The sequence below is a fragment of the Achromobacter sp. LC458 genome (assembly GCF_001005835.2).
In the GTDB taxonomy this organism is placed as follows: domain Bacteria; phylum Pseudomonadota; class Gammaproteobacteria; order Burkholderiales; family Burkholderiaceae_B; genus Achromobacter; species Achromobacter spanius_B.
This window is the reverse complement of record NZ_LBHW02000017.1, coordinates 16,599-28,955: the sequence shown is the minus strand read 5'-3', so window position 1 is coordinate 28,955 and position 12,357 is coordinate 16,599. Positions and strand designations below refer to the sequence as shown.

The window sequence follows — 12,357 nt, the reverse complement described above, 5'->3', positions numbered from 1 at the left end:
GGGGATGCGTCCTAGAAACGGGCGAGATCGGGGAACCGCAACTCGCCCGCATGGACGTGCATCTTGCCGTATTCGGCGCAGCGGGCCAGCGTGGGAATGACTTTTTCAGGATTCAGCAGGCACGGCGGGTCGAACGCCCGCTTGACCGCCAGGAACGCGTCGAGTTCTTCGCGAGAGAATTGCACGCACATTTGATTGATTTTCTCCATACCCACACCGTGCTCTCCGGTCACGGTGCCTCCTACCTGCACGCACAGCTCAAGAATCGCGGCGCCAAATTTCTCGGCGCGCTCGACCTCGTCCGGCTTGTTCGAATCGAACAGAATCAGCGGATGCAGGTTGCCGTCTCCTGCATGGAAAACGTTGGCGCATCGCAAGCCGAATTCGTCTTCCATTTGCTCGATGGCGCCCAGCACCCGCGCCAGGTGGCGACGCGGAATCGTGCCGTCCATGCAGTAATAATCAGGCGACACGCGGCCGGCCGCCGGAAACGCGTTCTTGCGTCCCGCCCAGAACTTCAGGCGCTCGGCTTCCGACGTGGACACTTGGCAACGCGTTGCACCGGCATCGCGAAACACCGCTTCCATCCGAGCGATTTCGTGAGCGACCTCGTCAGGGGTGCCGTCCGATTCGCACAGCAGGATGGCTTGCGCATCCAGATCGTAGCCGGCGCACACAAAGGGTTCGACCATATGCGTGGCGCGGCGATCCATCATCTCGAGCCCAGCAGGAATCATGCCCGCGGCGATGACCTGCGTGACGGCATTGCCGGCCGCCTCGACGCTGGAAAAGCTGGCCATCACCACCTGCGCGCAAGCGGGCTTGGGAATGAGCTTTACCGTCACTTCGGTGACCACGCCCAACATGCCTTCTGATCCGATGAAGACGGACAGCAGATCCAGCCCGGGTGCATCGGGCGCCTCGGAGCCCAGCTCGACGATGTCGCCGTCAATGGTGACGACCCGCACGCGCAACACGTTGTGCACGGTCAGGCCGTACTTCAGGCAATGCACGCCGCCGGAATTCTCGGCCACGTTGCCGCCGATGGAACAGGCGATCTGGCTGGACGGATCGGGCGCGTAATAAAGGCCATAGGGCGAGGCCGCTTCGGAAATGGCCAGGTTGCGCACGCCGGGCTGCACGATGGCGGTGGCGCTGGCCAGGTCGATATGCTTGATGCGATTGAATTTGGACAAGCCAAGCAGCACGCCCTGGCTATGCGGCATGGCGCCGCCAGACAAGCCCGTGCCCGCGCCGCGCGCCACCAGCGGCGCATTCAGCCGCTTGCAGATCCGCATGACGGCTTGCACTTGTTCTTCGGTTTCAGGCAGGGCCACCACGGCCGGCAGCGCGCGATACAACGACAGGCCGTCGCACTCGTAGGGACGGGTATCTTCTTCGCGGAACAATACGCAGTGCGCGGGCAACGCGGCCGACAACGCCTCGATGAGCTGCTGCAAAGAATAAGGCGCCTGCACTTGTGCCAGGCCGGTTTCGACCAGTGAATTCATGAGCGCAACAATAGCGCGAGCGCACTATGAAAACAGGCCGGGATTTACCCGCATCCATGGGATAAACGCCGTGCCCGACTCGTAACCAGCAGTAATTGCGCGCGGTGCACGCGTAAAAAAGCCGACGGCAATACCGTCGGCTTCAGCAAGGCGCGCGGCCCGCTTGATGTCTTACCAGGACACGATCTTGCCGGGATTCAGAATGTTGTTCGGATCAAACGCGTGCTTGAGGCTACGCATCAGATCCAGCGCATCGTCGCCATGCTCTTCCGCCATGAATTGCATTTTGTGCAAGCCCACGCCATGTTCGCCGGTGCAGGTGCCGTCCGCCGCAATCGCGCGGCGAACCAGGTTGTGGTTGATCGTTTCCGACTCTTCCCATTCCTTCGGATTGTCGGCGTCCAGCAGCATCAATACGTGGAAATTGCCGTCGCCCACGTGGCCGACGATGGTGTACGGGAAGCTGGCGCGTTCCAATTCTTCGACGGTCTCGCGCACGCAATCGGCCAGGCGCGAAATCGGCACGCACACGTCGGTGGTGCTGGCGCGGCAGCCGGGACGCAATTGCAGGCCCGCGAAGTAGGCATTGTGGCGCGCCGTCCACAGGCGGCTGCGGTCTTCGGGGCGTTCGGCCCATTCGAAGTCCATGCCGCCATGTTCGGCGGTAATCGCCTGCACGGTTTCGGCCTGTTCCTGCACGCCGGCCGGGCTGCCATGGAATTCAAACACCAGCAGCGGCGTTTCGCGCAGGCTCAGCTTGCTGTATTGGTTGACCGACCGCACGCTGGCGGCGTCCATGAATTCCACGCGCGCGATCGGCACGCCCATCTGGATGATTTCAATCACGCTTTGCACGGCGGCGTCCAGCGTGGGGAAGTTGCAGACGGCCGCCGACACGGCTTCGGGCTGCGGGTACAACCGCACGGTGACTTCGGTGATGATGCCCAGCGTGCCTTCGCTACCGACGAAGATGCGCGTCAGGTCGTAGCCTGCCGACGATTTGCGCGCGCGGCCGGCCGTGCGGATGATGCGGCCATCGGCCGTCACGACGGTCAACGACATGACGTTTTCGCGCATGGTGCCGTAGCGCACGGCGTTGGTGCCGGAGGCGCGCGTGGCGGCCATGCCGCCCAGGCTGGCGTCGGCGCCCGGGTCGATCGGGAAGAACAAGCCGGTGCTGCGGATCTCTTCGTTCAACTGCTTGCGCAGGACGCCGGCCTGGACGGTGGCGGTCAGGTCTTCGGCGTTGATCGCCAACACCTTGTTCATCTGCGACAGGTCCAGGCTGATGCCGCCCTGGATCGCCAGGATGTGGCCTTCCAGCGACGAGCCGGCGCCATAGGGAATCAACGGAACACGGTGTTCGTTGCACAGCTTGGCCACCGCGGCCACGTCTTCCGTGCTGTGCGCGAAGACCACGGCGTCGGGCAGCATGGCGGGATACGGGGACTCGTCGCGGCCGTGATGCTCGCACACGGCCGAGGATTCAGACAGGCGGTCGCCAAAGCGCGCGCGCAAGGCGTCCAGACAGGCGGCCGGCACCGGACGGCGCAACGTTTCAGCGTGCAAGGGAGCATTCATGATCAGCGTGTTCTCGGGGAATTCGCGGCGAGCGCGGGTTCGTTAATCCGAATATTCTACGCCGCCCCGCATGCTGCGCCGCAAACCGCCCCAGGAAGACGGCGTGCGGCGCGCCGGCGTGACCGGCCGCTTACTTGCCCGAGGTCAGCGCAACGCGGCGGCGTTCGCGCACCGCGTGCGCCAGGCGCTCCAGCACGGCAACCGACGCGTCCCAGTCGATGCAGCCGTCGGTAATGCTCTGGCCGTACACGAGCGGCTTGCCCGGCACCATGTCCTGGCGCCCGCCCAACAGGTGGCTTTCCACCATGACGCCGATCAGCCGCGCGTCGCCCGCTTCCATCTGGCGCGCCACGTCGTCGATGACGCGGGGTTGGTTTTCGGGGTCTTTGCTGCTGTTGGCGTGGCTGGCGTCCACCATGATGCGCTGGGCCAAGCCGGCCTTGGACACGTCCTGGCAGGCGGCGTCAACGCTGGCCGCGTCGTAGTTCGGCGTCTTGCCGCCGCGCAGGATGACGTGGCAGTCCTCGTTGCCGGCGGTGGACACAATCGCGGAATGCCCGCCCTTGGTCACCGACAGGAAGTGGTGCGGCTGCGACGCAGCCTTGATCGCGTCGACCGCGATCTTCACATTGCCGTCCGTGCCGTTCTTGAACCCCACCGGACACGACAAGCCGGACGCCAGTTCGCGGTGCACCTGGCTTTCCGTCGTGCGTGCCCCGATCGCCCCCCAGGAGACCAGATCCGCGATGTACTGCGGCGTAATCATGTCCAGAAACTCGCAACCGGCCGGCAACCCCAGGCTGTTGATATCCAGCAGCAGTTCACGGGCCACGCGCACGCCCTTGTTGATGTCGAAGCTGCCGTCCAGATCCGGATCGTTGATCAGGCCCTTCCAGCCCACCGTGGTGCGCGGCTTTTCGAAATACACGCGCATCACGATTTCCAGATCGGCGCTCAGGCGGTCACGCACCGGCTTCAGACGCTTCGCGTATTCAATGGCGGCGCGCGTGTCGTGAATCGAGCAGGGGCCGATCACGACGATCATGCGGTCGTCCATGCCGTGCAGGATGCGGTGCATGCCCTGGCGGGCAGCGAACACGGTGTCGCCCGCCTCCTTGGTGCATGCAAACTCGCGCATCACGTGCGCGGGCGGATTCAGTTCCTTGATTTCTCGGATGCGAAGGTCGTCGGTATTGTGTGACACGGTACTGCTCCTGGGTTGCCCGCCAACGGGTCCATATCCGATCGGTGGTTTCCGATCCCGGCGGCACAAAAAAAGCCGCCAGTTCGCTGGCGGCTTTTTTGGGGGATTCTTTCCAAACTTCAGATTGAGTGCGTCCCTTCCTCCGCCAGCGGCTTCAGAAAACCATAAAAATAAAAGGTAAAGGCGGGGGACGCGAATTTCATGGGAAATGACTCTAGCACAAAACATTCGGGCCGTCACATCGTTTTTTGGCGACGGTGACGGCCCGATTTGACGTTCAGGCGGTACCGCCCACGGTCAGCCCTTCCATGCGCACGGTCGGCATGCCCACGCCCACCGGCACGCTCTGGCCGTCCTTGCCGCAAGTACCCACGCCGGAATCCAGCTGAAGATCGTTGCCGATCATGGTGACGCGGGTCATGGCGTCAGGGCCGTTGCCGATCAGCGTGGCGCCCTTGACCGGGTAGGTCACCTTGCCGTCTTCGATCATGTAGGCCTCGGATGCCGAGAACACGAACTTGCCGCTGGTGATGTCGACCTGGCCCCCGCCGAAATTGACGGCGTACAGGCCGCGCTTGACCGACGACACGATTTCTTCGGCAGGCTTGTCGCCGGCCAGCATGTACGTGTTGGTCATGCGCGGCATCGGCAGGTGCGCAAACGATTCGCGGCGGCCGTTGCCGGTGGCGGCGGTTTTCATCAGACGCGCGTTCAGCGTGTCTTGCATGTAGCCGCGCAGGATGCCGTCTTCGATCAGCACGTTGCGCTGGGTGGCATTGCCTTCATCGTCGATGTTGAGCGAACCGCGGCGGTCGGGCAGCGTGCCGTCGTCGACCACGGTGACGCCCTTGGATGCCACGCGTTCGCCGATGCGGCCGGAAAACACGCTGGAGCCTTTGCGATTGAAGTCGCCTTCCAGCCCGTGGCCCACCGCCTCGTGCAGCAGGATGCCGGGCCAGCCGGACCCCAGCACCACCGTCATCTCGCCAGCGGGCGCCGGGCGCGCTTCCAGGTTGACCATGGCTTCATGCACGGCACGTTCGACATAGCCTTGCAGCATTTCGTCCGTGAAGTAGGCGAGCCCCAAGCGTCCACCGCCCCCGGCATGGCCCATTTCGCGGCGGCCGTTGCGTTCGGCGATCACGGTCAGCGACAGGCGCACCAGCGGGCGCACGTCGGCGGCCAGACGGCCATCGCTGCCGGCCACCAGCACGACGTCATATTCGGCCCCCAGACCGGCCATCACCTGGATGACATGCGGGTCGCGTGCACGCGCCATGCGCTCGATGCGTTCCAGCAGCGCCACCTTTTCCGGTGCGCTCAGCGTGGCGACGGGGTCGATGTCGGCGTACAGGCTGCGGCCCATTTCGGCTTCGACTTGGGCGGCCACCTTGACCTTGCCGGCGCCGCGCCGGGCAATGCCGCGCACGGCGTGGGCAGACGACAGCAGCGCGTCGGCCGACAGGGAATCGGAATAGGCAAAGGCGGTTTTCTCGCCGCTGACGGCACGCACGCCGACGCCCTGGCTGATGGAAAAGCTGCCGGTCTTGACGATGCCCTCTTCCAGACTCCATCCCTCGCTGCGCGTGTACTGAAAGTACAGGTCGGCGTAATCGACCTTGTGGGTGAAGATCTCACCCAGGGCACGCGCCATATCCGCTTCGGTCAGGCCCCAGGGGTCAAGCAAAAGCGATTTGGCGGTGGCAAGGGAAGCAATAGCGGGATCAGTGATTTTCATAGGCTCTATTCAGGGGGCATCGGCGCGGCACGGGCGCACGCGTTGCGTGGATGCACAAGACCGTATCGTACCGCTGACCGGCCCCCCTCGTCCCGACTTTGGCAAGGCGGCCGCTACCAAGGGGTGAAAGATTATTCACGCGTGAATAAATATGGGGACATCGAATGAAGTATCAAGTTAAGCAAAACAACTAAATATTGTTTCACCACATAACAGTTGGGGAGCCGCTCCGGAACGCGGTTGAACACTCCTAGGCTCTTGGCATACAAGAGTGAGAAATACCCAGGATTGGTCTGACAAGCGCTGATCAAAATGCGGAAACTCTGCCCGGAACACTCCCTAATTCACCATATCAATCCGCTGAGCAGGCAATGCCAAAATGCATGGCGGCCGCATCGAGGCAACGAAAGTGTCAATTCGGTCACCCTCCTTGGCTCATAAATCGGGGGCTGGCATGGCCCGGCTTTAAATCGTCCACGACCAACAACATAAACCCGGCGGAGGCTGTCACAAAACGCGATTCTTTCGCTAATTGAAACAAATGACGCCGGGAACAGCCCCTGTTTGCGGGATTCGTCCGCCTTGTGAACCAAATTCGCGTCTGTTTCAAATCGTCCTAAATTTGGGAATATCCTTCCCAAAACTTGTTCCTGCCCGAGGCCGGCATACCGTCAGGCCTTGCGGCTCTTTTGATACAAAGTAATTAGCTCGAAAATAGAGAAGTCAAGCCGCAATTTATGTATTATGCGAAGCACAACAATTAAACATTACTTCGCCGGCGATTAAAGCAGTTCCATAATCAGGAATAAACCATGGCCCGAGAAACATACGCAGCTCTGCAAGCAAAGATCGAGAAGGAAATCAACAAGCTTCAAAAGAAGGCGGAAGTCCTCCAAACGAAGCGTCGCAAGCCCGTGATCACCTCCATCATCACGTCCATGCGCGAATACGACATCACCCCGGAAGAAATCATTGCGGCATACGGTTCGGGCAAGCCCGCGCGCGTGGCCCCCGGTGGCCGACGCAAGGCTGGCGCGGCTGCACGCCCCGCCACCGCCGTCAAGCGTGCCGTTGCCCCGAAGTATCGTCACCCGCAAACGGGCGAAACCTGGAGCGGCCGTGGCAAAGCCCCGCGCTGGCTCGCGGCTGAAGAAGCCGGTGGCGCGACACGCGACAGCTTTCTTATCAAAGAATAAAACCTATTCTGTAGTAAGAAATAAATCGGCGCACCAATCTGGTGCGCCGATTTATTTTGGAATTCAGCGTCGAAGCGCCGTCAGGGCTTACTGAACGGGGAACTGAATTTCGCGTTCCGCCCCATTATTCCCGGGGAAATTGTCGAATATCGCGCGTACCAGATAGGGCATCGTGCGCATGAAATCATCGCCCTGACTAAGTATGAAGGCCGTGGAACGGTAAACCTCGGCACCCCCACGTTGGGTGTCCCGAATCTTCAAGCTTAGTGTGTTGCGCTGCACCGCCATTGGCACATCGACCCATTCCGGCCCCCAGTACCCATAGGCGCCACCCCAGGGGCGAGGCCCGTAGAAACCGCCATATCCGCCATAGCCGTAGCCGCCGTAGAAATAGGGATCGTAGGCGCGGCGCACCATTACCTGGGTCTGGCTGGTGCCATAGGTAAATGACACGTCAAAACGCCCCTTGGCGCCGGGCTGGGCTTCGACCAAACCCGTTGCACCGATGCCGGCGCGCACCATGTCCTGATAGGACTGGTATTCCAGATTATTCAGTTGATTCGGATCCGCGGCCACAAATTGGTAAGTCTGCCCTTCAACGCCGGTAGGCCATTGCTGGAACGAAGTCACCCGCGCGGAAACGGACGGCGCGGCGCAACCGGTCAGTGCCAGCGTTGCCGCCACAGCCGTTAATCCTGCCCAACGGCCCACACCGAACAACGACTTTCGGAACATTTTGCGACTCCTGTTGCGCGCGACGGCGCCATCATACTGAGCTTTGACTATGCCCACGGCAAAAAGTTTGCCGTAGCCCGCACGCCCCAGACTGCGCGCCGCGCCCACCTACTACAATAGACCCCTCGTTCAAACTAGGACTGCAACTCCATGCGCACCGACACGCCCATTACCGTTTATCGCAAGGATTACCAGCCCTACCCCTACGACATTCCCGAAGTCGCTTTGGCCTTCGATCTGGCGCCGGACGCCACCGAAGTGCGCTGCACGATGCACGTGCAACGCAAGCCCGGCGCCAGCGCCGACGCGGCCTTGATCCTGGATGGAGAAGACCTGGAACTCGTGTCGGTAGCGGTCAACGGCGCCACCCTGGACGCCGACGCCTATCACCTGTCCGAGCACAGCCTGGCCATATACGGCCTGCCCGCCGACGCCACGGTCGACGTGGTCAGCCGCTGCAATCCGTCCGCCAACTCCACGCTGATGGGCTTGTATGTGTCCGGCGGCAACTTCTTCACGCAATGCGAGGCCGAGGGCTTTCGCCGCATCACCTGGTTTGCCGACCGCCCCGACGTGATGTCGCGCTACCGCGTGACGCTGCGGGCGCAGCCGCAATACCCCGTGCTGCTGTCCAACGGCAACCTGATGGCATCGCGCCAGTTGCCTGACGGCCGCAACGAAGTCGAATGGGAAGACCCGTTCCCCAAGCCTTGCTATCTGTTTGCGTTGGTGGCCGGCAACCTGACGCACCGTGAAACCACCGTCAAGACGGCCAGCGGCCGCGACGTGCTGCTTCAGGTCTACAGCGACCCGGGCTCTGAAACCAAGACCGAATGGGCGCTTGATTCGCTGGTGCGCGCCCTGCGCTGGGATGAAACCCGCTTCGGCCTGGAATTGGATCTGGACCGCTTCATGATCGTCGCCGTCCATGACTTCAACATGGGCGCGATGGAAAACAAGGGCTTGAATATCTTCAACGCCGCCTACGTGCTGGCCGACGCCGACAGCGCCACCGACGCCAACTACGAAGGCATCGAATCCGTCATCGGCCATGAATACTTTCACAACTGGACCGGCAACCGCGTCACCTGCCGCGATTGGTTCCAGCTGAGCCTGAAAGAAGGGCTGACGGTTTTCCGCGACCAGGAATTCAGCGCCGACATGATGGCGCACGACATGGATGCCGCCGCTGCCACCAGCGCGCGCGCCGTCAAGCGTATCGATGACGTGGTGGCCCTGCGCGCCGCCCAGTTCCCGGAAGATGCCGGCCCCATGGCCCACCCCATCCGCCCCGAGAGCTACCAGGAAATCGGCAACTTCTATACGGCAACCGTGTACGAGAAAGGCGCCGAAGTCATCCGCATGCAGCACACGCTGCTGGGCGAGGAAGGCTTCCGCGCCGGCATGGACGAGTACTTTCGCCGCCACGACGGCCAGGCCGTCACCTGCGACGACTTTGTCGACGCCATGGAATCGGTCTACGTGCGCCAGCACCCGGGCCGCGACCTGTCGGTGTTCCGCCGCTGGTACCGCCAGGCCGGCACGCCGCGCGTGGCCGTCACGCTTGAACACGACGCCGCCACCCGCCGCTGCACCGTCACGCTGACCCAGCAATGCCAGCCGGTGGGCGTCGAGAAAAAAGCCGGCGCTGACTACGTCAAGGCGCCGTACCACATCCCGTTTGCGATCGGCCTTCTGGACCAGGACGGCCGCGCGCTGCCGCTGCGTCACGACGGCGCCACCCGCGACACCGCCCTGCTGGAACTGACCACGCCCAGCCAACAATGGGTGTTCGAAGATATCGCCGAGCGGCCCGTGCCCTCGTTGCTGCGCGATTTCTCGGCCCCGGTCATCGTCGACTATGACTGGACCGACGAAGAATTGGCGCTGCTGTCCGCGCATGACACCAACCCCTTCGCCCGCTGGGAAGCCGGCCAGGAACTGGCCACGCGCCAGATCCTGGCCTTGGCCGAAGCCCGCCAGGCCGGGCGCACGCTACACGCGGACGCGGCGTTCATCAATGCCTGGCGCGCACTGCTGACCGACCCGGCCCTGGACGCCGCCTATCGCGCCCGCGCGCTGGCCCTGCCGTCCGAGAAGACGCTGGCCGAGCGCATGCAGGCGGTGGACCCGCCCGCGCTGGCTGTGGCCCGCGACTTCCTGCGCGCCGAACTCGGCCGGCAGCTGGCCACGGAATTGCGCCAGGCGTTCGAACAGAACCAGACGCCGGGCGAATACAGCCCCGCGCCGGTGCCCGCCGGCAAGCGCGCCCTGAAGAACCTGGCCTTGAGCCATCTGCTGGCGGCCGGCGAACACGACGCCCAGCGTCTGGCCGAGCATCAGTACGAGCACGCCGGCAACATGACCGACAGCATGGCCGCGCTGTCTGCCCTGATCAATTACGGCCAGGGCGACTTCCCCCAGGAAGCGCTGGCAGCGTTCTATGACAAGTGGCGCGACAACCCGCTGGTGGTGGACAAGTGGTTTGCCTTGCAGGCGGCCGCGCGTTCGACCACGGTGCATACCGCCCGCGAACTCATGACGCACCCCGCCTTCACGTTGCGCAACCCCAACCGCGCCCGCGCGCTGATTTTCCAGTTCTGCCTGAACAATGCGCGCGGCATGCACCACCCGGACGGTTCGGGTTATGCGTTCTGGGCCGAGCAGGTGTTGGCGCTGGACGCCCTGAACCCCGAAGTTGCGGCTCGGCTGGCGCGTGCGCTGGATAACTGGTCGCGCTTCGTGCCGGCCCTGCGCACGCCCATGCAGGCCGCGCTGCAACAGGTGCGCGCCCATGCGGGCTTGTCGCGCAACGTGCAGGAAATCGTATCCAAGGCTTTAGAATTCGCAGCATAGGGAGACCCTCTTGAAACGTAAAACACTTACTCAATACCTGGTGGAGCAACAACGCTCTGCCCAAGCCCTGGCGCCGGAAGTCCGGCTGCTGATCGAAGTGGTCGCGCGCGCCTGCAAGGCGATTAGCCACGCCGTCAGCAAGGGCGCGCTGGGCGGCGTCCTGGGCAGCCTGGAAAGCGAAAACGTCCAAGGCGAAGTGCAGAAGAAACTGGACGTCCTGTCCAACGAAATCCTGCTTGAAGCCAACGAATGGGGCGGCCACCTGGCGGCCATGGCCTCGGAAGAAATGGAAACCATCCATTTGATTCCGAACCGCTACCCCAAGGGCGAATACCTGCTGTTGTTCGACCCCCTGGATGGCTCGTCCAACATCGACGTCAACGTCTCCATCGGCACCATCTTCTCGGTGCTGCAGGCCCCGCACAACGTGTCGGGCGCTCCGGTCTGCGAAGACGATTTCCTGCAACCCGGCAACAAGCAGGTCGTGGCCGGCTATGCCGTCTATGGCCCGCAGACCATGCTGGTGCTGACCATCGGCAATGGCGTGGTCGGCTTCACGCTGGACCGCGAAATGGGCTCGTGGGTGCTCACGCACGAGAACATCCGCGTGCCGGAAGACACCAAGGAATTCGCCATCAACATGTCGAATAGCCGCCACTGGGCACCGCCCGTGAAGCGCTACGTCGACGACTGCCTGGCCGGCGCCACGGGCCCCCTGGGCAAGGACTACAACATGCGCTGGATCGCCTCGATGGTGGCGGACGTGCATCGCATCCTGACCCGTGGCGGCATCTTCATGTACCCCTGGGATGCGCGCGAACCCGGCAAGGCCGGCAAGCTGCGCCTGATGTATGAAGCCAACCCGATGAGCTTCCTGGTCGAACAGGCCGGCGGCGCCGCGATCAACGGCGTCCAGCGCATCATGGACATCCAGCCGGACAAGCTGCACCAGCGCGTCAGCGTGATCCTGGGCTCGAAGAACGAAGTCGAGCGCGTGGGCCGCTATCACGCCGAGGAAGCGGCGAAGTAATGCCGCGCTGAAAAGCAAAACGCTGAAAAGCAAAAAGCCCCTTGATTGCTCAAGGGGCTTTTTTTTATTGCGCGCGGGGCGCAACGGCGGTCACTTGACCTCTTCGATGGACTTTACGTCGTCCTTGTTGATCTGGACTTTCTTGCCGTCCTTGTCGTATTCATACATGCCGGACTTTTTGTCATAAGACGGCGAATCGGGCGTCACGGTCGAGCTACCGTCCCGTTGCTGAATGACCGAGGGCGACGAGCATCCGGCCAGCACCCCAACTCCGGTCACCACCAGGGCCAACGTCATGGTCTTCAGGTTCATGGGCGTGTTCTCCAAGTGTGAATAGGTGATTCCACTGTATCGGGAACCTGGCCCCGATATCGTGTCGGGTTGTCGGCAAATTGAGAAAAAACGTAAACCCCGCAACCCACATCGTAAAAAAACCCCTCACGGGCAAGCCTGTGAGGGGTTTTACGCTTACATAAACCGCAAGCCGTTACAGGTCAGCGCAAGGG

At 62.6% G+C, this 12,357-nt stretch carries 9 protein-coding genes; 3 read left to right on the top strand and 6 right to left on the bottom strand.

Annotated elements, in window-relative coordinates:
* Positions 1-11 precede the first annotated feature (11 nt).
* From YH64_RS15705 to tldD, 4 genes are all read right to left on the bottom strand, one after another.
* Entirely contained in the window at positions 12-1,511 is a 1,500-nt protein-coding gene (locus YH64_RS15705; RefSeq protein ID WP_046805535.1) for an FAD-linked oxidase C-terminal domain-containing protein, read from the bottom strand.
* Positions 1,512-1,682: 171 nt separating this feature from the next.
* Positions 1,683-3,092 (bottom strand): FAD-binding oxidoreductase, encoded by a 1,410-nt coding sequence (locus tag YH64_RS15700; RefSeq protein WP_046805536.1) that lies wholly within the window; start codon positions 3,090-3,092, stop codon positions 1,683-1,685.
* A gap of 130 nt (positions 3,093-3,222) precedes the next feature.
* Positions 3,223-4,296 carry a 3-deoxy-7-phosphoheptulonate synthase AroG gene (gene aroG, locus YH64_RS15695; protein ID WP_046805537.1) on the bottom strand — a complete coding sequence of 358 codons (1,074 nt, stop codon included), beginning with the start codon at positions 4,294-4,296 and terminating at the stop codon, positions 3,223-3,225.
* Between the two features lie 277 nt (positions 4,297-4,573).
* Positions 4,574-6,034 (bottom strand): metalloprotease TldD, encoded by a 1,461-nt coding sequence (gene tldD / locus YH64_RS15690; protein ID WP_006218381.1) that lies wholly within the window; start codon positions 6,032-6,034, stop codon positions 4,574-4,576.
* Positions 6,035-6,846: 812 nt separating this feature from the next.
* Between tldD and YH64_RS15685 the strand changes: the two genes are divergently transcribed.
* Positions 6,847-7,230, top strand: a complete 384-nt coding sequence (locus YH64_RS15685; RefSeq protein ID WP_046805538.1) for an H-NS family nucleoid-associated regulatory protein — start codon at positions 6,847-6,849, stop codon at positions 7,228-7,230.
* Between the two features lie 87 nt (positions 7,231-7,317).
* On the opposite strand, the gene YH64_RS15680 is transcribed toward YH64_RS15685, so the two are convergent.
* Positions 7,318-7,965, bottom strand: coding sequence for a DUF4136 domain-containing protein (locus tag YH64_RS15680; RefSeq protein WP_046805539.1), 648 nt, complete (start codon positions 7,963-7,965; stop codon positions 7,318-7,320).
* Positions 7,966-8,115: 150 nt separating this feature from the next.
* Here YH64_RS15680 and pepN point away from each other — a divergent pair, with 150 nt between their 5' ends.
* Both pepN and YH64_RS15670 read left to right on the top strand, forming a co-directional pair.
* Complete coding sequence (gene pepN / locus YH64_RS15675) at positions 8,116-10,821, top strand: aminopeptidase N (RefSeq protein WP_143215399.1); 2,706 nt, start codon at positions 8,116-8,118, stop codon at positions 10,819-10,821.
* A 10-nt stretch (positions 10,822-10,831) separates the two neighbouring features.
* A complete protein-coding gene (locus YH64_RS15670; protein WP_046805541.1) occupies positions 10,832-11,851 on the top strand; it encodes a class 1 fructose-bisphosphatase in 1,020 nt (339 codons plus the stop codon).
* Between the two features lie 90 nt (positions 11,852-11,941).
* On the opposite strand, the gene YH64_RS15665 is transcribed toward YH64_RS15670, so the two are convergent.
* Positions 11,942-12,163 (bottom strand): YgdI/YgdR family lipoprotein, encoded by a 222-nt coding sequence (locus YH64_RS15665; RefSeq protein ID WP_046805542.1) that lies wholly within the window; start codon positions 12,161-12,163, stop codon positions 11,942-11,944.
* Positions 12,164-12,357 lie beyond the last annotated feature (194 nt).